We start from the raw sequence: 24,768 nt of genomic DNA on the forward strand, positions 1-24,768 counted from the left end.
CCATGGGGGGCCACCCGGACGCGTCCGCGCGTCCCACGACTACCTGTCGCTCAGCGGGGCGCGCAGCGTCCGGGCCACAGCGGTCGTCACCGAGTCAAGGGCGGCAGCAGCCCCGCACGGCGCAGGTCGCCAATTCGAACCAGATGATCTTGCCGTCGCCGAGGCCCCGGACGCCCCACTGCCGGGCGAGCACCTCGAGCAGATGCAGGCCGCGCCCCTCCTCACTGTCCGGCGAGAGCGGACGGATCTGAGGGATGCTTGCGCAGCAATCGGTCACTTCGAAGCGCAGTGTGCCGTGCCAGCACCTCAGGTACAGCCTGACGGGACCGTTGCCATGGGTCAGCGCATTGGTGACGATTTCGCTGACCAGCAGCTCCGCTGTTTCGCAATGCTCGGGGAGAGCCCAGTGGACCAGTACGTGCCGCGTCAGCTGCCGTGCCTGCCGTGGTTCTGTCGGGTGATGCGTCACGACCCATGAGGAGTCCCGCGAGGGTACGACGGCTGGGCGCCCATGTGGGACGGCTCCGGTACTCGCCGGGTTGCCCCGGCCGCGTGGCTCTGGGCCACCCTGGCGGGCGCCCGTGGGGCTGTTCGGTTCCTGCTGGCGGTACATGGAGCACATCTGCCTGGGACTGGATGCGGCGCTTCATACGGCTATACGGCGCTCTCGTTATGAATGTCGCAGTATGTGACCCTTCGCGCATGATGGCTCACCCACACAATGCCGATGGTCGGCTTGTGGTCGGGTCACAACCCCGGGGAGTAGCCTGAAAACCGATTCAGCCAGCCGCCCGCTCGTCGGCCCGGAAGTGCGACGGAGCATGCCCATGAAAGCGGCGGATACCAGCGTCGAGCCGGTCGGTCGCATCGTCGCTGCGATCGAGGCCTCATTCGACCGAGTGGTCGCCACCGCGGTGGACGCGATCTGGGAGCAGGTGCCCGCGTACCCGGCCTGCCCGGAGGAACGGCTCCGTGCTGACGTGACCATGCATGTCGGCGCCATCTTCCGTGTCCTGCTGGCAAGTCTGCGGGAGGGCAGACCCGTGCAGCGCGCTGATTTTCCGGTCACTGAATCGCAGGCCGTGCGCCGCATTCGGCAGGGCATCTCGTTGTCCGACTTCCTTCATGCCTCCCAGGTGGGGCAGCTCACCTTCTGGAGGGCCGTGCTCGACGCGGCGGGGGACGACCCCCGGACGCGTGACGCGGCGCTGTCCCTCGTGGAGCAGGTCATGCAAGGGGTCGACGTGGGAACCTCGGTCGGCGCGGAGATGTATCTGTACGCTCAGCAGCATCAGCTCGCCGAGAGTGACCGGATCCGCCGGGACCTGCTCGAGGACCTGATGGCCCGTCGGGACGTGCCACCCGGCCCGAAGCACGCGATGCTGAGCGCGGCAGGGCTCGAGCCAGGCGTTCGGCTGGTCGTGGCCTCGGGAACGCCAGCGCTTCCCCTGGCGGACGACCGGACACTGCAGGACGCGGTGACCGTGCTGCGCAGGCTCGCGTCACAGGGTTTCACCGTGGTCCGACAGGACGAGATCGTCGGCATCGCGCCGGTGCCGGCCGGCGGGTCGGCGGGGGCCGTGAAGAATCTCCAGCGCGTGATCCCTGACCTGGAGCGCCAGGGCTGGCGCTTCATGCTGGGTATCAGCACGGTTCATGCCGGGCTCGCCGAGGTCCCCGAGGCGTACGCCGAGGCCTGTGCCGCTCGCGACGGCCTCGGAGGCACGCCCGGGGTGGTCGCGCTCCCGCTGCTCTCGAGCCTGGACTACCTGGTGCTGCGTCACGACGAGACCGCCCGGCGGCTGATCCGGCCCGAGGTGTACCGCTTCGTCGAGGAGGACCTGGCCCGCGGTGGCGACCTGATCGCGACTTTCCTCGAGTACACCGCGAGCAACCTCAACGCCAAGATCGCGGCGCAGCGGCTGCACATGCACGTCAACACCGCGTACTACCGGCTGGAGCGGATCGCTGAGCGCACCGGGTGCGATCTGCGCCGTTTCGCCGACGTCGTGGAGCTGTTGATCGCGGTGCGGCTCCTGGACGCTCATGGCGCGCCCGGCGTGCCTCGCGGGCGGAGCGCATGATGACTCGGCCACAGTCCACCGTCTGGCGACGGATGTGCGGCTGACCACACCCGGGTGGTGGCCGCACCGCTGGGAGCCAGGTCCTTCGCGGGGCCGCCCACAGCCTCGACGCGAGCCGTACGCGAAGAGGTGGTCCAGCGTCCGCGGCCCTTTCGGTCCGGCGAACCGTCCCGCTCCATCTCGGTTATCCGTATTGTCGGCGCGCTCCCTTGCGCCTAACCTCCGGGGTCTCCGACACGGTGAGGCAGTCCCCGTGTGACGACCATGCCTGCGCCAAGGGAGAAGCGGATGCTAGTCCTCACCGTACCGGTCATGATCACCTTCGGGATCTTCCTGCTCGCCATGGTCATGGTGAGTATCTGGGCCTATCAGGAAACCACCACGTTCTCCGACTTCGCTCTCGGCGGGCGCCGACTGGGTGCTCCGGTGGCCGCCCTGTCCGCTGGGGCCAGCGACATGTCCGGCTGGTTGTTCCTGGGGCTGCCCGGTGCCGTGTACGCAGGCGGGATCGGCGCCACCTGGATCGCCGTCGGTCTGGTCATCGGTACTTACCTCAACTGGCGGTTCGTCGCACCGCGGCTGCGCACCTACACCGAGCTGGCCGACGACTCCGTGACCTTGTCGGCGTACTTGGAGGAGCGGTTCGAGGACACCAGCAGGGTTCTCCGTATCGTCTCGGCGACCGTCATCGTCGTGTTCTTCACCGTCTACGTCGCCAGCGGCCTGCTGGCCGGCGGCGTGCTGTTCGAGGAGATCTTCGGGGGCGGCTTCGACTTCGCGCTCACCGTCTTCGCCGTGGTGATCGTCGTCTACACCTTCATCGGCGGTTTCCGCGGCGTGAGCGTGACGCACTCGGTGCAGGCCACGCTGATGCTGCTGGCGGCGATCGCCCTCCCGGTGACCGGTATCGGGCTGCTGGGGGGCTTCGATGTGCTTCAGGGTGCGCTCGCCGACAAGAGCGGGGCACTGCTGGACATGGGAGCGAAGGCCGACTTCGACGGCGGCGGGTGGGCGGCCGGCGAGCCGCTCGGTACCGTCGCGGTGATATCCCTGCTCGCCTGGGGGCTCGGCTACTTCGGCCAGCCTCACATCCTGGTCCGCTTCATGAGCATTCGCAGCACACGGGAGATCCCCATGGCTCGCCGTATCGGTGTGGGCTGGGTGGTCGTCGTGCTGGCGGGTGCTTCGCTTACGGGACTGGTGGGGATCGCTGCGCTGAAGGAGCCGCTGGACAACCCGGAGACCGTCTTCATCACCCTGTCCGCGGAATTGGTCAACCCGTGGGTCGCGGGCATCCTGCTGGTGGCCGTGCTGGCCGCGATCAAGTCCACCGCGGACAGCCAACTGCTGGTGTCGGCGACCGCCCTCACCGAGGACTTCTACCGGGCGTTCCTCCACCGGCGGGCCTCGGATGCGTCACTGGTGGTGGCCGGACGCGCCACGGTGGTGGCCGTGGCACTGGTCGCCTACGCCATCGCCCGCAGCGGCGGCGCCGTGCTCGACATCGTCGCGTATGCGTGGGCGGGCTTCGGCGCCGCCTTCGGCCCGGTGATCGTGCTGTCGCTCTACTGGCCGCGCATGACGAGGGCAGGAGCGATGGCCGGCATCGTGACAGGTGCGGTCACCGTCGTCCTGTGGAAGCGCATCGACCCACTCCTCGGGCCGCTCGAGACAGGCGTCTACGAAATGGTGCCGGGTGTGCTCGCCGCCACGGCCGCCGCGCTGCTCTTCGGCAGGTTCGTCGGCTACCCCCCAGGGCGCACCTGGTCCGGCGCGATGGAGAAGCAGGACACCCCGGGGGCGCCGGTCGGCTGACTCGGGGTCAGTACCTTCGGCCGGTTCTGCCGAGAGGGGCGCCGCTCGCCGTCCACCAGCCGCTGCACTTCGAGGAACGTGCCGCCGCTACACGACCGCCGAAGACGAGTTGAGCCGACCTCGCCCAGCGGCCGGGTGAGCTGCCACCGGGCTGGACCGCCCGGGTTGCCTTGACATTCTTCAGGGCCGATGTCATCCGGCGTGCTCGTGATCGGCGAGAACTTCGTGGATGACGCGTCGTGCGACGGCCGCCATGACCGGGTTCGTGTCTCGGTAGTACTGCAATTCGAGGAGCGCGATCGACAGTGCCCAGCCGCGACCTCGCGCCCAGGTCGCATCATCAACTCCTAGCGCGGCCCGGAAGGTGCCCTGCGCTTCAGTAGGCAGTACGTACCACGCCACGATCAGGTCGACAGCGGGATCGCCCACGCCCAGGCACCCGAAGTCGATGACGGCGCTCAGCCGACCATGGACCATCAGCAGATTCCCCGGTTGCAGGTCTGCATGGATCCACACTGCCGGGCCGGGCCACGCGGGGGCCTGCAGGGCTGCGTCCCATGCGGCGGTCGCCGCGTCGGTGTCGACGATTCCACGCAGTTCCGCGACCGCGGCGCGGGTCGCCGCGTCCCGCGTCGCCAAGGGCTCACTGCGGTAGGAGGGAGGCCCGTCTGCGGGATCGATCCGGTGCAACGCGGCGACGAACTCCGCCAGATCCTCTGCGAGCAAGCCGGGTTCGGCGATACGCCCGACGATCGGATTCTCACCGTCGAGCCAGCGGTAGACGGACCAGTGCCAGGGATAGCCCTCAGCAGGCGCACCTTTGCCCAGCGGCACGGGAATGGCAACCGGAAGCGGCGGGGCCAGCCGTGGCAGCCACGTGTGTTCCCTCTCCACATCGTTGGCGGCACCTGCGATGCGGGGGAGCCGCACGACCATGTCCTCGCCCAGCCGGTGCATGGCGTTGGATGTGCCGGCGGAGTCGACCGGCTCGACGGGAAGGCCTGCCCACTGCGGAAACTGCGCAGCAACCAGCGTCCCACTGCCGAAGGCGCCGTTCACCCAGACGATCACACGCATCCTCACACTTTCGAAGCCGAACGCCCGCGTCCGCGGGGCGCCACCAGCGGGTGCCTGAGGGCAGGGCAGGCACTTCCCGGGAACCGGTACCAGTCTGGTACCACCGCGCTAGGCGGCAGCCTTGCTGCAATCGCTGGCCTTGAACCCCCCGTTTGTCGACGGCAACAAGCGCACTGCGTGGCTGTGCACCGTCGTCTTCCTCGACGCGAACCGAGCGGAGATGGTGGACGTCGACCAGGATCGCGCCTACGACCTGGTCATCGACATCGCCTCCGGCAAGACGGAGGAGGTCGCCGTGATCGCCGAAGCTCTCCGGGAGCTTCGCCGCGAGCTGAGCCAGTCATGAGCGAGTGAGCGAGTTGCACCATCCGGCGGTGCCGGGGTGGAGCAGCGCCCCGGACGGAAGCCGGGGCCACGCAGGGGAGAGGCCCGCCGGGTGGGGGGTCGGCGGGCCTCTGGCTGGGGGTGGGGCGGCTGTCAGCCCACGGTGAACTTCCGCGTGCTGCCGTTGAACGGAGTGATCTTGCCGAAGATGCTCTTGGAGTCCCCGAAGTGGACGATCCGGTACGTGCCCGACGGGGTGTCCGGCGCGATCTCCCAGGAGATGGCCGCCTTCGAGGTGCCCGTCAGCCCATTGGTCCGGATCCAGCGGTACTTGGTCTCCCAGTCGCCGTCGTCCAGCTGCCGCACCCACGTGCCGTCCACCAGCCGCTGCACCTCGAGGAACGTGCCGCCCCGGTGCAGGTTGTTCTTCGGGTGGCCGGTCACGAACTCGGTCTTGACCGTCTGGCCCGGCTTGTAGGACTCCTCGGGCTCGGTCAGCACATCGCCGAACGACGTGCCGGACGGCGGGTTGTCCATGACCACCCCGGTCTGCAGGCTGACCTGCTTGTCCGAGTGGTCGGGCGGGGTCGGACCGCGGTCGATGGCGCTGCCGTCCTTCAACGAGGCGGCGAGCCGGGCGAACTCCTGCTGATAGGCGGGGAGCGTGTGCCTGCCGTAGAGCGTCGAGCCGCCCTCGTACTGCTGCAGGTCGTACTCCTCGGGCGTCGTCACGTACTGGCTGTACGCGTTGGCGTAGCCCTGCATCAGCACGTTCTCGACCGGTACGCCGAGCTCCTGCGCGACCGTACGGCGGATGCGCAGGCCGGAGACGATGGTGTACTCGGCCGGGCCCGCCACCAGATAGAACTGGCCGATCTTGACGATCTGCACCGGCAGGATCTTCGGGGTGGCGGGTGCGCCGACGGAGATCATCCCGGTCGGCACGAGGTTGGCCTTGGGGTACTGGCAGCCGACCAGCCACTCCGGCGGGTCGATGTGCCAGGGCTCGAGCAGTTTGGCGACCGGGCTGTTCATGCCCTCGGTGAACCCGGGGATGGCGGGCCCGTCCTCGACGCTGCCGGCGAGGGTGGAGGCGCCGACCATGGCGGGGCAGGTGCGGTGCTCCTTGCCGTCGGGGGTGTACTTCCCGTCGACGCGGACCTCTTCCATGTTCACGTACCGCAGACGGGAGTCCACGCTGCCGCTGACCGCGGTGTCCGCGGCGTTGAAGACCTCCTGGGCCTTCTTGAACTGGCGGTCGCCGATGATCCGGGTGTTCTCGAACTCGTCCTCGGTCGGCCCCGATCCCGGCTTCAGGTTCAGGTTCGGTGACATGTCGCCCGCGTTGGTGTTGGGGAACGCGGCGACGAAGCCCTTCTTGTCCTCGAGGTAGCGCACGCCTTCGTGGTCGTGCTCCCACTCGTACGCCGCATAGCCCTTGTTGTCCGCACTGATCAGCGTGTTCTTGCCGGTCATCGACGTGTTGTGGGTGGCGAACCAGTTGATCGAGCCGACATCGTTGTCGCCCTGCTTGAAGCGCAGCACGGTCATGGCCGGGTCGATGGCGCCGGGGAAGGCGGCCTTGTCGGACTCGGGGTTCTTGTCGAACGCGACCTTGGAGCGGTTGACGCTGGCGTTGGTGAGCTTGCCGCTGCCCAGGCTGATGGTGCCCGGCTTGAGGTCCTCGTGGGCCTCGGCGACCGACTCGACGATGCCGTTCACGATCGCGTTGAAGGTGGCCTTCTGGAAGCCGAGGGACGCCAGGTTGTACGCCAGGTGGTGGGAGTGGCCGCCCGGGCCCGCGTGCGTATGAGTCGCGGAGAGCAGCACGTTCTGCTCGCTGTACAGCGAGCCGTACCGCTCCTTCAACTTGCCGAGCACCGCTTGTTGGACCGCCTGGAAGATCATGGCGAGGTCGGCGTTGACGTAGACGACGCGCTTGCCGCTGTCCCGGTCGGCCACGATGAACGCCCGGGAGCGCTGGCGCTGGTGGATACCGGTCGCCTTCTGGTCGAAACTGGAGTACCCCATCATTCCGACCTCGGCGGCCTCCCCGGTGACGTCGGAGATGCCCCGGCCGATGAGGTACGTCGTCGGCTCGCCCGTGGGTGCGGCGCCGGCCCGTTCCAGGCCGGGTATGGCTGCCAGGCTCAGCGCCCCGAGCGCGCCGGCGAGCAGCACGGAGAGGGTTCTGGCTCGTCTGCTGGGGGAACGCATGCCTGCTCTCCTGTGGGGGTGGCACCTCCCTGAGGGCCCCTCCCAGAGCTAGCTGGGGGAGGTGGCTGGGGAAGCGAGGCCGATCGGGTACGGCCGGACGAGGCCTGATGACGTACAGTGCGTCAGGTCATCGGCGTCAGGCCCGTCAGGCCGCATACGGCGATGACGGTACGGCCCACCGGTGAGCGGCGAAGAGGACCGGACCGGACAGCAACCGGGTCTTCAGCGGCCACGGACCCTGTCCGCCCGCGGCCCGGAGCACCTACAGTGGCAGCCGCTGTCCACGGCGCCACCGGGAGGTGAGGTGCAGGGTGCCGCGTCCTCCGCGTCGACTTCAGCCTCCTGTCCGGCCGCCTGCCGAGGCGCGGGCCGACCCACGGTACGGCTCGGCGACGATCACACCACATCTGCTGCGCTATCTCAGCATCGTGGCCGCCGAGCGGGGGCACGACCTGGGACCCGCGCTGCGCCGCGCCGGACTCAGCGAGGCCGCGCTGAGCGTCGTGGGCCTGCGGGTGTCCTACCGGCAGGGGAGCCGGGTCATCAGAGAGGCCATGAGCGAACTGGCCGATCCCGCACTCGGCCTGGCCGTGGGCCGCAGACAGCACTTGACCGCCTGGGGCCTGGTCGGCCTCGGTCTGCAGGCCTGCCCCCGGCTGTACGACGCGGTCGCCCTCGGTGTGCGCTACCACGGCATCACGGGGTCCATGCTCGACTACCGCCTGGAGGCCCTACCCGGCGGAGCGGCGATCCTCGCGACCGCCCGCTACACCGACTCCGGGCTCCAGACGTTCCTGATCGAGGAGGCGTTCAGCAGCATCGTGGCGCTGATCAGGGGCGCCCTGCACGACGGCTTCGCTCCGCACGCCGTCGTCGTACGGCATCCGCGCCCCGCCTACGCGGAGGAGTACGAACGGTACTTCCGCTGCCCGATCTCCTTCGGCGCGCGGGACGACCGGCTCGTCTTCGGCGCGGAATGGCTGGAACACCCCCTGCCGGGCGCGGACGCCTACACCCTCGCCCAAGTCGTAGGGCTGCTCGACTCGGCGCGCACGCTCGGGCGCGAGCGGCAGGACCTGGTCGAGGGCCTGGAGGTGTCGGTCGCCCGCAGTCTGCCGAACGTGCCGCCGCTCACGCAGCAGGCGCAGGCGCGGGCGATGAGCGAGCGGACCCTGCGCAGGCGGCTCGCCGAGTGCGGGACCACGTACGAGGCGCTCGTCGACTCCGTACGCCTGGTGCGTGCCGAGGAGTTGCTGACCACCGGGGACCTGCCGTTCGGCAAGGTCGCCGAGCTGCTGGGCTTCAGCGATGCGCGGACGCTGCGCCGCGCGGTGACCCGCTGGTTCGGGATGAATCCGTCCGAGGTGCGCAAGGGCGCAGCCGCCCCGCTGCGCCGTGCACCGTCGGCGCCCGCCCGGCCCGCCTCTGCCGGACCGCAGGAATGAGCCAGTGCCCGTGACGAGCCTGAGGCCGCTCGGGAGCCGGCGGATGTGAGCGAAGTCCCGCGCAGACCGCGGGATCTGCCCGCCGCCGTGTGAGCCGTGTCGCACTGGCGGCACAGGCCGCGAGGGCGGACGAATCGGTGACCCGGCCGCCGGTAGGGTGGCCCGGTTGTCGTACGTACCCGAGAGCCCGAATGGGAGACCGTGACTACCACCACCTCCTCCCACCACCTCTCACCCGCCTTTCCCGGCCGTGCCCCCTGGGGTACGGCCGGGAAGCTGCGCGCCTGGCAGCAGGGCGCGATGGAGCGCTACCTCCAGAAGCAGCCGCGGGACTTCCTCGCGGTGGCGACACCCGGTGCGGGCAAGACCACCTTCGCGCTGACGCTCGCCTCCTGGCTGCTGCACCACCACGTCGTGCAGCAGGTGACCGTCGTCGCGCCGACCGAGCACCTGAAGAAGCAGTGGGCGGAGGCGGCGGCGCGGATAGGGATCAAGCTGGACCCGGAGTACAGCGCGGGGCCGCTGGGCCGCGAGTACCACGGCGTCGCGCTGACGTACGCGGGCGTCGGCGTGCGGCCGATCCTGCACCGCAACCGCGTCGAGCAGCGGAAGACCCTGGTCATTCTCGACGAGATCCATCACGCCGGGGACTCCAAGTCCTGGGGAGAGGCGTGTCTGGAGGCCTTCGAGCCGGCGACGCGCCGACTCGCCCTCACCGGCACGCCGTTCAGGTCGGACACCCATCCGATCCCCTTCGTCCAGTACGAGGAGGGCAACGACGGCATCCGGCGATCGGCGGCCGACTACACGTACGGCTACGGCAACGCGCTCGCCGACGGTGTCGTCCGGCCCGTCATCTTCCTCTCCTACAGCGGGAACATGCGCTGGCGGACGAAGGCCGGCGACGAACTGGCGGCGCGGCTCGGCGAGCCGATGACCAAGGACGCCGTGTCGCAGGCCTGGCGTACGGCGCTGGATCCGCGCGGCGACTGGATGCCGAACGTGCTGCGCGCCGCCGACCGGCGACTCAGTGAAGTGCGCAAGTCGATCCCGGACGCGGGCGGTCTCGTCATCGCCTCCGACCAGGACGCGGCGCGCGCGTACGCGAAGCTGATCCGCGACACCACCGGCACCGGGCCGACGGTCGTGCTGTCCGACGACAGCGGCGCCTCACAGCGCATCGACGACTTCAGCCACTCCGACGAGCGGTGGATGGTCGCCGTCCGGATGGTGTCGGAGGGCGTGGACGTACCCCGTCTTGCGGTCGGCGTCTACGCGACGACCATCTCCACGCCGCTCTTCTTCGCGCAGGCGGTCGGCCGCTTCGTACGGTCCCGGCGGCGCGGCGAGACCGCGTCCGTCTTTCTCCCGACCATCCCCACGCTGCTCGGCTTCGCCGGCGAGATGGAGGTCGAGCGCGACCATGTGCTCGACAAGCCGAAGCCGGACGGCGAGGAGGACCCGTACGCCGAGTCCGAGAAGGAGATGGACGAGGCCAACAAGCAGCAGGACGAGGACACCGGCGAGCAGGACATGCTGCCCTTCGAGGCGCTGGAGTCGGACGCGGTCTTCGACCGGGTGCTGTACGACGGCGCCGAGTTCGGCATGCAGGCCCATCCGGGCAGCGAGGAGGAACAGGACTACCTGGGGATTCCCGGCCTTCTCGAGCCGGACCAGGTGCAGTTGCTGCTGCGCAAACGCCAGGCGCGGCAGATCGCGCACAGCCGGAAGAAGCCGGACGCCGAAGCGGACCTGCTGGAACTCCCGGCGGATCGGCGGCCGGTGGTCACCCACAAGGAACTGCTGGAGCTGCGCAAACAGCTCAACTCCCTGGTGGGCGCGTACGTCCACCAGAGCGGCAAGCCGCATGGGGTCATCCACACCGAACTGCGACGGGTGTGCGGCGGGCCGCCGAGCGCGGAGGCGACGGCGGGTCAGCTCCGCCAGCGCATCAAGAAGGTCCAGGAGTGGGCCACGCGCATGCGCTGACCCGGGGCGCCGCTGCTCCGGCGAATTCCGCACCGCTCCGCGGCCATCGGCTGCGGAATCCTGATGAACCACGCCCATGAGTCCCCACCGGCCAACTCCTCTTGCTCGCGCCAGAAACGACCGTGACCGCGGGAGCCGGTGGCAACATTCCGGAAACGGTCAGCCTGCCAACGTGGTCGCCGTCGCCGCGCTAAATCGAGGCGCGGAAGCAGGAGACGGAACCTTGGAGAGGCTCATGTACATACGCAGGAAATTCACGAACACCGCCGTTTTCATCGGGGTTGGGCTGGCCGTGCTGGGTGGAGCCGCGGGGGTAGCCGCCGCCCAGCAACACGATGACACCGGTGCCCGGGTCGCCGAGGAGCGCAAGCCCGATGCGGGCGTCAAGGACGTCCGCAAGTTCGCCCGTACCGATTCCAGTTCCGCCAAGGAGGACAAGCCCGATTGCATCAAGGTCGCCCACTCCGACGATGGTGGTGTGGAGGTCACCAAGTGTGAGCCGGGTGAGGAAAACGGTCCCTGGGAGCCAGTCAAGCCAGCCCGCTAGTCCAGCCACTGTGCGAAAGCGGAAGAACACCGTGAGAAACGGACCGCGGGTATGACGGGCACGGCCGGGCACGCCTCGCGCTGCCCGGCCGTTGCTCGTCTTCAGGAACACCCATCTTTCGGCCGCAGCGAGGGATTTCCGGATGCGCGTACTTGTCGTCGAGGACCATCAGGACCTTGCCCAGGTCATCGCCCGCGGATTGCGGCGGTGGTCGATGGCGGTCGACATCGCCCACACCGGTGATGCGGCGTGGGAGCGGCTTGAGGTCAATGACTACGACGTGCTCGTCCTGGACCGGGATCTTCCCGGGGTGTCCGGGGACGAGATCTGCCGGCGGCTCGCCGAGGCCGGCGCGTGCAGCCGCATTCTCATGCTGACCGCGGCAGGGGATCTCGCGGACCGCGTGGCTGGGCTGCGGATGGGCGCTGACGATTATCTGGCCAAGCCGTTCGAGTACGACGAGTTGGTCGCACGCGTGCAGGCGCTGGGGCGGCGGGTCCAGCCTGCTCTGCCTCCGGTCCTGTGCAGAGCCGGGATCAGCCTGGACACCGGGCGCCGCACAGCGACCCGGGACGGCCGTACGCTCTCGCTGGCACCGAAGGAATTCGCCGTGTTGCATGTGCTGCTGGCCGCCGGCGGTGCCGTGGTCAGCGCCGAGGAGCTGCTGGAACGCGCCTGGGACGAGCATGCCGACCCGTTCACCAGCGCCGTGCGGATCACCATGAGCAAGCTGCGCGCCAAGCTCGGCGACCCGCCGGTCATCGTGACCGTGCCCGGCGCCGGATACCGGATCTGACCGGCATGGCCAGCACCGGGCAGCCGGGCCACCACATCCGGCGGGACAAACAGCGGTGGCGCCGTATCCTTCCCCGGCCGACGGTACGGATCCGGCTCACCGCCCTGTACGGCGCGCTGTTCGCCGGGGTCGGCGGGCTCGCACTCGCCATCATCTACTGGGTCGGCCGCGAGCGGTTCATCGCTTCGTTCAGCCTTTCCGAGCTACGCCTCAAGAAGCTGGTGGCTGAGCCCCACAGCGAGGGGACTGGCTCCGATTTCAAGCCGGTCGACCCACCCCAGGCGGAGCCGTACCCGCACCCTGAAGAACCGGACCTCGCCCTGGCGGTTGAGGACAATGTGTTGGGAGCCGCGCAACGCATCCGTGACGACGCGCTGCACCAACTGCTCACGGTGTCCGGGCTTTCACTGGTGCTGCTGACCGTCCTCGCCGTATTGCTCGGCTGGTACGTCACCGGCCGCACGTTGCGTCCACTGCACCGGATCACCGCGAAGGCGCGGCAACTGTCCGAGAAGGACCTGCACCAGCGCATCGCCCTCGCCGGGCCCGATGACGAACTCAAGGAACTGGCCGACACCTTCGACGAGCTGCTCGCCCGCCTTCAAGCCGCCTTCGACAGCCAACGCCGGTTCATCGCCAACGCCTCACACGAGCTACGGACCCCGCTGACGATGCAGCGGGCCGCCCTGCAGATCGACCTCCCCGAGGCGGCACCGGATGACATCCCGGCCATCGCGGCCCGCCTGCTCGCAGTCAACCGGCACACCGAGCACCTCATCGACGGGCTGCTCGCGCTCGCCCGCAGCGAACGCGGGCTCGGCGAGCGCGTCCCCGTCGACCTAGGCGTGACAGCCCGGGACGTCGTGGACCAACTCAGCACCGAGGCGGCAGCCGCTCATGTCGCCGTGGCGCTGTCCGCCGAAGCCGGCACGGTCCTCGGCGACCCCGTCCTGCTCCATCAGCTGCTCGCCAACCTGGTGCAGAACGGGATCCGCCACAATCACCCGGGCGGCCATGTCGGCGTCACCATCGGCGGTGACGGCAGGATCGGCGTCCGCAACACCGGTCCCGTCGTACCGGCCGACCGCATCCCGGAACTCTTCGAACCATTCCGCCAGATGACCGCCGACCGCACCGCCTCCACCACGGGAGCCGGTCTGGGGCTCTCGATCGTCCGCGCGATCGCGGCGGCCCACGCCGGCTCGGTGACCGCGCGGCCCAACCCCGGAGGCGGCCTGGCCGTGGACGCATGGATACCGGTGGACGCCGGGCCCGTAGCGGATCCACGGCGCGCGGGAGGGCGCCGTACGGCGCTGGCGGAGTCATGACGCGGTGAGAGCCGGGCCGGACGCCGCCTCGTGCGGGGTCGGTGGGCTCCGGCTGCGCGGCTCTCCGAGGTGGGCGGCGGAAGTGCCGGAAGCCGGGGCCCCGGGCTGTCATAGTTGTCGCCTGCCCGGGGCTGGGCGGGGCGTGCGCCGGGCGGCCGGATGCCGTCCGTCGGGAGGTCGGAGCCGTGTGTCGCCGCCGGGTCGATCCGCGTGCCCGGTGGCTCTCGTCCTGTGCCGCCGGTTCGTCGTCAGGCTGAAGCCCACGCCTCTCAAACCGGCAAATCGGACAAGGGTTGACCGGATTCTGGACGGACTCTTCCGCTGAGCGGGACAGCTCGCTACCTTTCCGGTACCCCACACGCCCCGTGGCAGCGTCGCCGCGGAGCGCAGCCGGTGCCACGCGACCGGCGGCTTCTCCGCGCCCTGCCGCCGGGACCGGCAGTGCATCCTCACCGAAGTCGCCGTCACTCATACGAGAGGGGGCGTCGTGACCGCCGAGACGTCTCAAACGCTCGACCGGGGACTCAGGGTCCTGAAGCTGCTCGCCGACACTGACCACGGTCTGACCGTGACCGAGCTGTCCAACAAGCTCGGCGTCAACCGCACCGTGGTCTACCGACTGCTCGCCACCCTCGAGCAGCACGCCCTCGTACGCCGGGACATCGGCGGTCGGGCCCGGGTCGGGCTCGGGGTGCTACGGCTGGGCCGCCAGGTGCACCCCCTCGTCCGGGAGGCCGCGCTGCCCGCACTGCGCTCCCTCGCCGAGGACATCGGCGCCACCGCCCACCTCACGCTCGTCGACGGTATCGAGGCCCTGGCCGTGGCCGTGGTGGAGCCGACCTGGACCGACTACCACGTGGCCTACCGGGCCGGCTTCCGGCACGCCCTCGACCGGGGCGCCGCGGGCCGCGCGATACTCGCCGCCCGCCGCAGCCCGGACGTCGACCCAGGCTTCTGCCTCACCCACGGCGAGCTGGAGGCGGGTGCGAGCGGTGCCGCGGCTCCGCTGCTCGGGGTGACGGGGGTGGAGGGCAGTGTGGGCGTCGTGATGCTCGCGGACTCCGTGCCGGAGCGGGTCGGGCCGCGCGTCGTCGAGGCGGCGCGAGAGGTCTCCGACGCACTCCGCTGATCCTCCCCCAGCTACCGCTGGGGGTACCCCCATGCCGCCGGCCCCGGTCGACTAGATTCACTGTCATGCCAGCCGTCTCTCCCCCCGCACCCGGCACTGGGGGGACCCCCAGCGAAGCGCGGGGGAGTATCCGTGCCCGTTCCCGCTTCCGGATCGTCGCCGCCTGCGCCGCACCGGTCGTCGCCCTGGTCGGGGTGGCCGCGTTCGCTCCACTGCCGTTCTCGATCGCCCAGCCCGGAATGACCGCGGACGTGCTCGGGGCCCACCAGGACAAGCCGGTGATCACCGTCTCCGGCGCCGAGAGCCGGGCGACGACGGGGCAGCTGCGGATGACGACGATCGCCGCGACCGGCCCGGACGCGGAGGTCGGCCTCGACGACGTCCTCGACGCCTGGTTCGCGACGGACCGCGCCGTCCTGCCGCGCGACTCGGTGTATCCGGTGGGGGACAGCACCGAGGAGATCGAGCGGCACAACGTCCGCGAGTTCCAGAAGTCCCAGGACGCCGCCACCGACGCGGCCCTTCGCCATCTGGGCACCTCGCCGGACGAGGTACGTGTCACTCTGCGGCTCGCCGACGTCGGCGGCCCGAGTGCCGGGCTGATGTTCTCCCTGGGCATCGTCGACAAGCTGGCGGGGGACGGCCGCGGCGGCGATCTGACGGGCGGTCGGACGATCGCGGGGACCGGCACCATCTCACCGGACGGAGAGGTCGGCGCGGTGGGCGGGGTCCCGCTGAAGACCCAGGCCGCCAAGCGGGACGGTGCGACGGTCTTCCTCGTTCCGGAGAAGGAGTGCTCGGACGCGGAGGCGGAGCTGCCGAAGGGCCTGCGGCTGATTCCGGTCACGACCCTGAAAGGCGCCGTGGACGCACTCAAGGCCCTGGAGTCGGGCGGCAGGGTTCCCGCCTGCTGACCGAGCCCGGGCCCCGCCCGGAGGGTTCCCGCCTGTCGAGCGGCTACCAGCGCCGAAGCGTGCCTCGATCGCCGCGGCGCATGCCTCAGGGGCGGCGATCCTCCGAGGCCTGGCGCACCAGCGGGATGATCCGCAGGGGAACCGGATTCTCCATGACGATCGCCGTCGACGCCCGCACGATGCCGTCGATGCCCACCACCCGGTCGATCACCCGCTGCAGATCCGCGTTCGAGCGGGCCACGAGGCGGCACAGCATGTCGCCGTGCCCCGTCGTGGTGTGCAGCTCCAGTACCTCCGGCACCCCGGTCAGATGGGCCCGTACGTCCGCGCCCTGCCCCTGCCTGATCTCCAGCGTCGCGAATGCGGTCACCGGATAACCGAGCGCCGCGGGATCCACATCCGGCCCGAAACCGCGGATCACCCCCTGTGCCTGCAGCCGGTCCAGCCGGGCCTGCGCGGTGCCGCGCGCGACGCCGAGGCGCCGGGAGGCCTCCAGCACGCCTATCCGCGGCTCGTGTGCGAGCAGCTCGATCAGCCGCCCGTCCAGTGCGTCGATCCCCATGACCTGCCTCTCGGTGGGCATCCTGTACAGAACGTCTCACGCCACGCCGGGATGACTATGCAGAATGTCCAGCTGATCTGGCAACTATTGCGCACCTTGTGGAGCGGCGAGAGCCTGAGGTCATGACTGAGACCATTGATCACACCCCGGGCACCGCACGGCAGGCAGACCCCTTCCCGGTGAAGGGGATGGATGCGGTCGTCTTCGCGGTCGGCAACGCCAAGCAGGCCGCGCACTTCTACTCCACGGCGTTCGGCATGAAGCTCGTGGCCTACTCCGGACCGGAGAACGGCGTACGAGAGACCGCCAGTTACGTCCTGGAATCCGGAGCCGCACGCTTCGTCCTCACCTCGGTCATCAAGGCGACGACCGACCGCGGCCGGTTCCTCGCCGGACATGTGGCCGAGCACGGCGACGGCGTCGTCGACCTCGCCGTCGAGGTCCCCGACGCGCGGGCGGCATACGAGTACGCCATCGCCCACGGCGCGACCGGTCTGGAGGAGCCGCACGAGGTCAAGGACGAGTACGGCACGGTCGTCCTCGCCGCCATCGCCACCTACGGCCAGACCCGGCACACCCTCGTCGAGCGCACCGGCTACGACGGCCCGTACCTCCCCGGCTTCGTCCCAGCCGCCCCGCTCGTCGAGCCGGGCCCGCGCCGCTTCCAGGCCATCGACCACTGTGTCGGCAACGTCGAACTCGGCAAGATGGACGAGTGGGTGGCCTTCTACAAGAACGTCATGCACTTCACCAACATGAAGGAGTTCGTCGGCGACGACATCGCCACCGAGTACTCGGCGCTGATGTCGAAGGTCGTGGCGGACGGCACCCGCAAGGTGAAGTTCCCGATCAACGAGCCGGCCATCGCCAAGAAGAAGTCGCAGATCGACGAGTATCTGGAGTTCTACGGCGGCCCGGGCGTCCAGCACATCGCGCTCGCCACCAACGACATCGTGGCGACCGTAGGGGCCATGCGCGCCGCCGGCGTGCAGTTCCTGGACGTCCCCGACTCGTACTACGACACCCTCGGCGAGTGGGTCGGCGACACCCGGGTGCCCATCGAGCAGCTGCGCGAGCTGAAGATCCTCGCCGACCGCGACGAGGACGGCTACCTGCTGCAGATCTTCACCAAGCCAGTGCAGGACCGCCCCACCGTCTTCTTCGAGATGATCGAGCGACACGGTTCGATGGGCTTCGGCAAGGGGAACTTCAAGGCGCTCTTCGAGGCCATCGAGCGGGAGCAGGCCAAGCGCGGCAACCTCTGACGTGGGGGTCCCCCAGCTGACGCCGGGGGACCCCCACCCCAGCGGTAGCTGGGGGAGGATCGTCCGGGCTCGCGGCCCCACGGAACCTGACCTGTGGGGCCCCCGGCCGCCACTGCTGCCCCGCCCCCGAGATAGCCCGGCCGGCGCACCGCCGCGTGTCGCACCCCGAACGCCGTCGTTGGCCCAGGGCATGCGCATTCAGATCATCACGGCCGGCACGTACGGCTCCGTGGCGCCCTACACCGGGCTGGCGCACCGACTGCTGGCCGAGGGGCATGACGTCGAGCTCGTCACCCACGCGAAGTTCGCCCCCGCCGTGTCCTGCTGCGGTCTCCGGATGCGGCCCCTGCAGGCCGATCCGTTCGAGCAACTGCTGCGTATGCACACCCGGTTCGAGCGGACCCGGTACGCGCCCGGCGGCCTGTACGCGTCCCTGCGTGCGGGCCGGCGCGCCGCGGCCGAGCTCGTGGACGGGATCCTCGACGCCGTCGACGAGAAGGCGGATCTGCTGCTGCTGTCCACGATCACCGCGCCCATCGGGGCGGTGGTGGCGGAGTACCACGGCATCCCGAGCGCCGGGGCGTACCTGCAGCCGGAAGCCCCCACGTCGGCCTTTCCTCCCTGCGTGATGGGCCTGCGCAGGCGGGGGTTCGGCAACCGGATGCTGGGCAGGGCGGTGAACCTGGCCTTCGACGCCCTGTACGGCACGGCGAACCGGCGTGTCCACACCCGGCTCGGACTGCCCTGCCGCAGCACCCGCCAACTGCGCCGCCGCCGTGCGAGCCAGAGCTGGCCCGTCTGGCACGGCTTCAGCCCCACCGTGGTGCCGCGCCCAGTGGACTGGCGCCCCGGACTGCACGTCACCGGGTACTGGTGGCCCCACCAGTGCGCGGACTGGACGCCGCCCGAGACCCTCACCGACTTCCTCGGCGCCGGGCCCGCACCGGTGTTCATCGGCTTCGGCAGCACGATGCCGAGGTCTGCCGAAGAGCTCGGTGAGATCGCCGTACGGGCACTGCGCCGGGCCCGGGTGCGGGGCGTGGTCCAGGCGGGCTGGGCGGGGCTGTCGGTGGTCGACGACGACGACGTCATCACGGTCGGCAGCCTCCCGCACGGCTGGCTGTTTCCCCGGATGGCGGCCGTGGTGCACCACGCGGGGGCCGGAACGACGGGCGCGGGGCTGCGGGCGGGCGTCCCCGCCGTCCCGGTCCCGGTCATGACCGACCAGCCGTGGTGGGCGTCGCGCCTCGTCCGGCTCGGGGTGAGCCCGGAGGCGCTGCCGCACCCGCGGCTGTCCGCGGCGCGGTTGGCGGCGGCCCTGACGCGGGTCACCGGTGAACCGGCCTACCGGCGACGGGCGGTGGAGATCGCAACGCGGATCGCCGGCGAGGACGGCTGCGGGCAGGTGGCGCGCGCGATCGAGTCCGGTTACGCCTGACCGGCACCGGGATGGCCCGCCGCCTTCGCTGCCACCGGCCTGTGGACGACGGCGGTCCGCGTGGCCCGTACGGGCGGCTCATGGGGCGGCCGTGTGGCGGCCGTGTGGCGTAGGTCGGCCCGTACGGATGAACTTCGCGGTCGGCCGTGTGCGCCGTCCTCCCGATCCGTCCGCCACGGGCTCAGATAGTGCTCTGATGCGACGACACGGTGATGCACAGGCGGCGCAGCCGAGCCGCCGGAGGATGCTCGGCCTCGGTGCGGGGGCGGCCGCGGCAGTGGTGCTCGGGGACCCCGCGCCCGCCCCCGCCGAAGCCTCCCCCGGCTACGTGCCCCCAGCGCCGAACGGGCCTTTCGACCTGAGCGGACCGGCCACCCGTTGGATCCAGGACAAGCGGCTGCACCACACGACCGTGATGCAGTCCTTCGCGTTCGACGAGCGGCACCGCCACATCTACGCGCTGCAGGTGGTGCGCGGCGGAGTCCGCCTCCCCGGCGAGTCGCGCAGATACACCCACGCCGAGCGCTCCAAGGCGGGCGACCTCGTCCTGAACCGGCTCTCCCGGAGCGGGGACCTGCTGGGCCACATGTACCTCAAGGGGTTCGGGCACGGCAGCGCGATGGGCGTCGAGGAGACGGCGGACGGCGGCATCGCGCTGTGGACGGAGTGCGACGCCAACCCGGCCTCCGGCTACGGCCGCGCCATCGGCCGCTTCCGGTACGTGGCGGGAGGCGTGCTGCACAGCGACCACCGCAGCGTCGTCACCTACCGCCCACGGCCGGGCTCGACCGCCAACTCGGTGGCCCTCGACCTGCACGGCCGCAGGGTGCTCCTGCGCTACCGGACGCGCGGTCGGCGGCGGTACGCGCTCTACGACCTCGACGCCTTCGTGCGCGGAAGATTCCGGCCGCTCACCGACTTCCCGCAGCCGGGCGCCGAACTCGGTCTGCCCTTCCAGGGAATGACGCTGTACGGCAACTACGCGTACCAGATGATCGGCTCCGCCCACGACCCCGACAACCCGTCCGCGGACGGTGGCGACACCCTGCTTCACGCCATCGATCTGCGCACCGCACAGGTCGTGGAGGAGCAGCGGACGTGGGCCGCGGAAGAACCCGTTCTGCGGGAGCCGGAGGGCCTGGCGGTGCTGCGGAGCACCACGCCCCGGCTGTGCATGGGCTTCGCCTCCGGCCCCCTGGGCGGGCGAACCTACTCCCTGTACTACAAGGAGAGCTCCTCCTAGCGGATCCCTCGCGGGAGGGTCCGGGGCAGCACGTCGTCGAGGGGCTTCCGGGGGCCAAGGGCGCATCGTGGATGGCGGCTTGGCGGAGCATCGTCGGTCTTCCGTCCGGCCTGGACTGCGCTTTCCACCCCGGTCGGTCAGTGCGAGGGTGGAGGCATGGATCAGCTGATCGACATGCTGCGCGACGGGCTCCCGGCCGACGCCGTGCTGACCGACCCGGACATCACGGTCTCCTACGCCCACGACATGGCCAGTTTCTGCACGGCCGGCGCTCCCGCCGTCGTGGTCATGCCGCGCACGGTGGACCAGGTCCAGCATGTGATGCGTACCGCCACCGCGCTGCGCGTTCCCGTCGTCCCGCAGGGAGCGCGTACCGGCCTGTCGGGCGGCGCCAACGCCACCGACGGCTGCATCGTGCTCTCGCTCATCAGGATGGACCGCATCCTGGAGATCAGCCCGGTCGACCGGATCGCCGTCGTAGAGCCGGGCGTCGTCAACGCCGCGCTCTCCCGCGCCGTCGCCGAGCAGGGGCTCTACTACCCGCCGGATCCGAGCAGCTGGGAGGAGTGCACGATCGGCGGGAACATCGGCACGGCCTCCGGCGGCCTGTGCTGCGTGAAGTACGGCGTCACCGCCGAGTACGTCCTCGGCCTCCACGTCGTCCTCGCCGACGGCCGGCTGCTGAGCACCGGCCGCCGCACGGCGAAGGGCGTCGCCGGATACGACCTGACCCGACTCTTCGTCGGATCCGAGGGCAGCCTCGGCATCGTCGTACGGGCCGTGCTCGCCCTGAAGCCCGCCCCGCCGCCGCAACTCGTCCTCGCCGCCGAGTTCCCCTCCGCGGCCACCGCCTGCGCCGCCGTGTGCGAGATCATGGCGCGCGGCCACGCCCCGTCACTGCTCGAACTGATGGACCGCACCACGCTCCAGGCGGTCAACAAGATGGCCAACATGGGCCTGCCCGAGACCACAGAGGCCCTGCTGCTCGCCGCCTTCGACACCCCCGAACCCGGCGCCGACCTGGCGGCCGTCGGCGCGCTGTGCAATGCGGCGGGCGCCACCCAGGTCGTACCGGCCGAGGACGCGGCCGAATCCGAACTTCTCCTCCAGGCCCGTCGGCTCTCGCTCACCGCGCTGGAGCAGATCAGGCCCGCCACCATGATCGACGACGTGTGCGTACCCCGCTCCCGGCTCGCCGCGATGCTGGACGGCACGGCGGCGATCGGTCAGAAGTACGCCCTGACCATCGGCGTCTGCGCCCATGCCGGCGACGGGAACACCCATCCCGTCGTCTGCTTCGACTCCGCCGACCCCGACGAATCACGGCGCGCCCGGGAGTCCTTCGACGAGATCATGGCCCTGGGACTGGAACTCGGCGGCACGATCACGGGCGAGCACGGCGTCGGAGTACTCAAGAAGGAGTGGCTGGCACGGGAGCTCGGGCCGGTGGGGGTGGAGCTGCAGCGCGGCATCAAGCGCACCTTCGACCCGCTCGGCCTGCTGAACCCGGGCAAGCTCTTCTGAGACCCCGTTGCGCTCTGCAGCTCACTCACGCGGTCGCAGTAACGATCCCGCGCCGCCCGAGCCTTCACGCACCGGCCTCCGGCGCCTCGTCGGAGGGCCAGGGATCGCGTGACCGCTGATCGTCGGACCCGGCGGGGGCGAGCAGATCGTGCAGGGCATGGTCGATGGCCAGCCACGCTTGCTCATGCCCCGGTGCCACCACCCGCAGCGTCCGCTCCAACCATGCGGACACCGCCGCCGCAGAGGCCTCCAGCAGCGCGTTGCCGTCCGGCGACGACAGCGCCAGACAGACGACGCTACGCGTGTCGACTTTCGTCGGCCAGATCCGCACATCCCCGCGCCCGCACGCGCGGAACACGCCCTCGACGAGCAGTTCACGGGCGAACGTCCAGCTGACGGGGGAGTCCGAGCCGACGTGGAAGGTGATGTGCACGGCGTACGGGTCGTCCGTGCGGTAGGCCAGCCGGGCCGGGACGGGGATGCTGCGCTCCGGCGACAGCACCAGGTCGATCTCGAGCTCTCGTTCCACCACGGTGTGCATGAACGTCGTCCTTTCCTTGTGCGGCGGCCCCGCACACGGGCCCGCACACGGTGAGACCGAACACCTCGGCGTCGATGACGCGGTTTCGCGAAAATCTCTCAAGTTTTTTCCTGCGCCCAGGCGACGGTGGCGATTTCGACGGGAAAGGCCCGGCCGTGCGCGGCGTCTGCTATGCGTGAACGATCAGGAACGGGCGCTCCGATCCGGCCCCGGGCAGTCGCCGCGGGCGGGTTGCGTGGCCCGACGAAGGTTCCGGCCGGCGCTTGCGCCCCGCCTCGTCGCGCTCCTCGGCGCTCGCGCCGGGATTCTCGTACAGCCTGGCGAACCGTTCCCCATTCGAGTGTCCGCGCTCGGCCTCCTCGTCCTCAGTCTGCTGTTCGACGGGCGTCTCGCGGTTGGTCTGCTGCCACCGCTCCCTCCGTTCTTCGTTAATGTCCTCCTTGGACAGGCGGAGGTACGCGCCGATCGCGCTGCAGGTGCGACGCGTAGCCCGTGGACAGTCGCGGTGTTGCTTGGTGATGGGAGTTGGGGACATGACGACCCCCGGTGGCGGCAGCGAGAACGTACCCCTGCCCGGGTACTACCCGGATCCGTCCATCCCCGGATATATCCGGTACTGGAACGGCGCCGCGTGGGTGCCGGGTACGAGCAGGCCGGCGCCGAAGGACGGCGAGGACATGCCCGTGCCGCCCCAGGGTGCTGCGCCGCCCCCCCAACGACAGACCGCCTCCGCTCCCGATGTCCCCGCACAGGCGACCGAGGAGACCGGGCCGATGTTCCTCGACGAGGAGTCGGCCGACTCGGGGGCCGGTTCCGGGCCGGGTGTCGGTGCAGCGCTTCCGGAGCAACGGTCGCGCGGCCGGATGGACGTACGGCAGTCCGCCGAGACGGACTGGAACGACCCTCGCCGTCTCCATGGCTCCCGCCCCGAACCCGCCTCCGCATGGCAGGCGGACGCCTCCCGCCAGACCGGCTTCGGCGACGACGACCACCGTGTCTCCTGGGGATCGGACCCGGCAGACTCAGGAACGGGAGGAGGCGGAGCCGGGTCGAGCGCCGGGTCGGCTTCGTCCGACCGGCCCGCGGACGCCGGTCGTGACAGCGGGGCGTCGGCTGCGGGCGCGTCCCGTGAAGGGGCAGCGGACCCCGGGAGCGGGCCGTCGTCCCGTGACCGAGGCCCCCGTGACGCCGGCACGCAGGTCATCCGGGCGGACCGGAGGCGGGACGCCGGTTCCTCGGACACCGACCGCCCGGCCGACGGCACCATGGCCATCCGCGCCCCGAAACCCGGGGCCACCGGGGGCGACGCCACCGCTCCCCCGGCCCGCGACCGCACCTCCGCCCAGCGGCGTGACGAGACGATGGCGATCCGCGCCACCCCCCGGGAGACCGGCGCGGCCGCCGGCGACGGCACCATGGCCATCCGTTCCCTGAGGCCGGGTTCCGGCCCCGGAGGTGCGCAGACTCCCGCGTCGGGCCCCGCATCTGCATCCGCCTCCCCGTCCGCCGCAGCGCAGGGTTCCGCCGGGGCGCCCGCTCCCGCACCCGCGCGGACGGACGGCGGCGTCCCACCGCAGCCCAGCCCGTCGCTGCCGCCGCCCGTCACCCAAGGCCCCGGCGGCGGACAGCCTTCCTGGGCCCAGCAGGTTCACCAGCTCGCGCACAGCGACTCCGGGACGTCCGGGCAGGGCGACTCCGAGTCCGGGCCTGTCACGCCCTGGCGCCCCCCGGTGAACGACCCCTTCCTGCAGGCCGCCCAGGCGCAGGCGTCCGTGCGGCCCGCCACGCTCGGGCCCCGGTTCGCCGCCCGGCTGATCGACAGCGTCCTCCTCGGCGCGATCATCGCGGCCCCTGCCGTGCCGCTCGGTCAGAAGGCCGTCGACCACATCGACCAGAAGATCGAGGCGGCGAAGCTCAGCGGCGAGACCGTGACCGTCTGGCTCCTCGACGGCACCACCGGCGGCTACCTCGGCATCGTCCTCGGCGTTCTGCTCGTCGCGGGTCTGCTCTTCGAGGTTCTGCCCACCGCCAAGTGGGGCCGGACGCTCGGCAAGCGCCTGTGCCGGGTGAAGGTGCTGGACATCGACTCCAACGAACCTCCCGCCTTCGGAGCCGCCTTCCGCCGCTGGTCGCTCTACAGCGTGCTCGGCCTCCTCGGCATCGGCGTCGTGGGCGTCCTGTGGGGTGTCATCGACCGGCCGTGGCGCCAGTGCTGGCACGACAAGGCGGCCCGGACCTTCGTGGCCGGCGACGGCCGCGAAGGCTCCGCAGGCTAGGGGGCACCCCCAGCGTTAGCTGGGGGAGTTCTCCGCCGGGTCCGCCGGGTCCGCTGGTGCGCCGGTCCGCCGGGCGCCGTACGACCGGGCGACGGTCCCCCGAACGGCTCCGGCCGGGCTGCGGTGCCCTCACCCCGGCAGTCGACTGGGGGACATGAGCACCGATCAGCCGACGCCAGGTTCTGGTGAGCCGCCGGAGGACGACCCCTTCCGGAAGCGGCCTCCCACTCCGCCGATGGACGGCGGCCCTGGTG

21 protein-coding genes are annotated in these 24,768 nt (G+C 70.7%); 15 read left to right on the forward strand and 6 right to left on the reverse strand.

What is annotated here, in order from left to right; all coding sequences use genetic code 11:
- Positions 1-94 precede the first annotated feature (94 nt).
- Entirely contained in the window at positions 95-469 is a 375-nt protein-coding gene (locus ACTWQI_RS20185) for an ATP-binding protein (protein ID WP_443272347.1), read from the reverse strand.
- 358 nt (positions 470-827) lie between these two features.
- Here ACTWQI_RS20185 and ACTWQI_RS20190 point away from each other — a divergent pair, with 358 nt between their 5' ends.
- Together ACTWQI_RS20190 and putP are read left to right on the forward strand one after the other, a co-directional pair.
- On the forward strand, positions 828-2,084 hold the full coding sequence (locus tag ACTWQI_RS20190) for a PucR family transcriptional regulator (protein WP_443272349.1): 1,257 nt from the start codon (positions 828-830) through the stop codon (positions 2,082-2,084).
- 288 nt (positions 2,085-2,372) lie between these two features.
- On the forward strand, positions 2,373-3,899 hold the full coding sequence (putP, locus tag ACTWQI_RS20195; RefSeq protein ID WP_443272351.1) for a sodium/proline symporter PutP: 1,527 nt from the start codon (positions 2,373-2,375) through the stop codon (positions 3,897-3,899).
- A 192-nt stretch (positions 3,900-4,091) separates the two neighbouring features.
- Here putP and ACTWQI_RS20200 read toward each other — a convergent pair whose 3' ends face one another.
- Positions 4,092-4,976, reverse strand: a complete 885-nt coding sequence (locus ACTWQI_RS20200) for an aminoglycoside phosphotransferase family protein (RefSeq protein WP_443272353.1) — start codon at positions 4,974-4,976, stop codon at positions 4,092-4,094.
- A 121-nt stretch (positions 4,977-5,097) separates the two neighbouring features.
- On the opposite strand from ACTWQI_RS20200, the gene ACTWQI_RS20205 reads away from it, so the two are divergent.
- Positions 5,098-5,322 (forward strand): Fic family protein, encoded by a 225-nt coding sequence (locus ACTWQI_RS20205; protein ID WP_443272355.1) that lies wholly within the window; start codon positions 5,098-5,100, stop codon positions 5,320-5,322.
- 131 nt (positions 5,323-5,453) lie between these two features.
- On the opposite strand, the gene ACTWQI_RS20210 is transcribed toward ACTWQI_RS20205, so the two are convergent.
- Complete coding sequence (locus ACTWQI_RS20210) at positions 5,454-7,517, reverse strand: neutral/alkaline ceramidase (protein WP_443272356.1); 2,064 nt, start codon at positions 7,515-7,517, stop codon at positions 5,454-5,456.
- A gap of 311 nt (positions 7,518-7,828) precedes the next feature.
- Here ACTWQI_RS20210 and ACTWQI_RS20215 point away from each other — a divergent pair, with 311 nt between their 5' ends.
- From ACTWQI_RS20215 to ACTWQI_RS20245, 7 genes are all read left to right on the forward strand, one after another.
- On the forward strand, positions 7,829-8,962 hold the full coding sequence (locus ACTWQI_RS20215) for an AraC family transcriptional regulator (protein WP_443272357.1): 1,134 nt from the start codon (positions 7,829-7,831) through the stop codon (positions 8,960-8,962).
- 201 nt (positions 8,963-9,163) lie between these two features.
- A complete protein-coding gene (locus tag ACTWQI_RS20220; RefSeq protein ID WP_443272358.1) occupies positions 9,164-10,951 on the forward strand; it encodes a DEAD/DEAH box helicase in 1,788 nt (595 codons plus the stop codon).
- Between the two features lie 235 nt (positions 10,952-11,186).
- Positions 11,187-11,498: a hypothetical protein gene (locus tag ACTWQI_RS20225; protein ID WP_443272359.1), complete on the forward strand. Its 312-nt coding sequence runs from the start codon at positions 11,187-11,189 to the stop codon at positions 11,496-11,498.
- A 142-nt stretch (positions 11,499-11,640) separates the two neighbouring features.
- Positions 11,641-12,294: a response regulator transcription factor gene (locus ACTWQI_RS20230; protein WP_443272360.1), complete on the forward strand. Its 654-nt coding sequence runs from the start codon at positions 11,641-11,643 to the stop codon at positions 12,292-12,294.
- A gap of 5 nt (positions 12,295-12,299) precedes the next feature.
- Complete coding sequence (locus ACTWQI_RS20235) at positions 12,300-13,622, forward strand: sensor histidine kinase (protein WP_443272362.1); 1,323 nt, start codon at positions 12,300-12,302, stop codon at positions 13,620-13,622.
- A 487-nt stretch (positions 13,623-14,109) separates the two neighbouring features.
- Positions 14,110-14,751, forward strand: coding sequence for an IclR family transcriptional regulator (locus ACTWQI_RS20240; RefSeq protein ID WP_443272364.1), 642 nt, complete (start codon positions 14,110-14,112; stop codon positions 14,749-14,751).
- Between the two features lie 65 nt (positions 14,752-14,816).
- On the forward strand, positions 14,817-15,665 hold the full coding sequence (locus tag ACTWQI_RS20245) for a S16 family serine protease (RefSeq protein ID WP_443272366.1): 849 nt from the start codon (positions 14,817-14,819) through the stop codon (positions 15,663-15,665).
- An 85-nt stretch (positions 15,666-15,750) separates the two neighbouring features.
- Here the strand turns inward: ACTWQI_RS20245 and ACTWQI_RS20250 are convergent, their stop codons facing one another.
- Positions 15,751-16,227 carry an Lrp/AsnC family transcriptional regulator gene (locus ACTWQI_RS20250; RefSeq protein ID WP_443272450.1) on the reverse strand — a complete coding sequence of 159 codons (477 nt, stop codon included), beginning with the start codon at positions 16,225-16,227 and terminating at the stop codon, positions 15,751-15,753.
- Between the two features lie 122 nt (positions 16,228-16,349).
- Here ACTWQI_RS20250 and hppD point away from each other — a divergent pair, with 122 nt between their 5' ends.
- From hppD to ACTWQI_RS20270, 4 genes are all read left to right on the forward strand, one after another.
- Entirely contained in the window at positions 16,350-17,492 is a 1,143-nt protein-coding gene (gene hppD / locus ACTWQI_RS20255; RefSeq protein ID WP_443272367.1) for a 4-hydroxyphenylpyruvate dioxygenase, read from the forward strand.
- Positions 17,493-17,682: 190 nt separating this feature from the next.
- Positions 17,683-18,930, forward strand: a complete 1,248-nt coding sequence (locus tag ACTWQI_RS20260) for a glycosyltransferase (protein WP_443272368.1) — start codon at positions 17,683-17,685, stop codon at positions 18,928-18,930.
- Between the two features lie 196 nt (positions 18,931-19,126).
- A complete protein-coding gene (locus ACTWQI_RS20265; RefSeq protein ID WP_443272370.1) occupies positions 19,127-20,173 on the forward strand; it encodes a phage baseplate protein in 1,047 nt (348 codons plus the stop codon).
- 156 nt (positions 20,174-20,329) lie between these two features.
- Positions 20,330-21,697, forward strand: a complete 1,368-nt coding sequence (locus tag ACTWQI_RS20270; protein WP_443272371.1) for an FAD-binding oxidoreductase — start codon at positions 20,330-20,332, stop codon at positions 21,695-21,697.
- A 64-nt stretch (positions 21,698-21,761) separates the two neighbouring features.
- Here the strand turns inward: ACTWQI_RS20270 and ACTWQI_RS20275 are convergent, their stop codons facing one another.
- Both ACTWQI_RS20275 and ACTWQI_RS20280 read right to left on the reverse strand, forming a co-directional pair.
- On the reverse strand, positions 21,762-22,238 hold the full coding sequence (locus ACTWQI_RS20275; RefSeq protein WP_443272373.1) for an SsgA family sporulation/cell division regulator: 477 nt from the start codon (positions 22,236-22,238) through the stop codon (positions 21,762-21,764).
- Positions 22,239-22,407: 169 nt separating this feature from the next.
- Positions 22,408-22,773, reverse strand: coding sequence for a hypothetical protein (locus ACTWQI_RS20280; RefSeq protein WP_443272375.1), 366 nt, complete (start codon positions 22,771-22,773; stop codon positions 22,408-22,410).
- Here ACTWQI_RS20280 and ACTWQI_RS20285 point away from each other — a divergent pair.
- A complete protein-coding gene (locus ACTWQI_RS20285) occupies positions 22,772-24,514 on the forward strand; it encodes an RDD family protein (RefSeq protein ID WP_443272377.1) in 1,743 nt (580 codons plus the stop codon). The genes ACTWQI_RS20280 and ACTWQI_RS20285 overlap by 2 nt on opposite strands.
- Positions 24,515-24,768: the final 254 nt, after the last annotated feature.

It is taken from the genome of Streptomyces sp. KR80, from assembly GCF_052245555.1.
Lineage (GTDB): Bacteria > Actinomycetota > Actinomycetes > Streptomycetales > Streptomycetaceae > Streptomyces.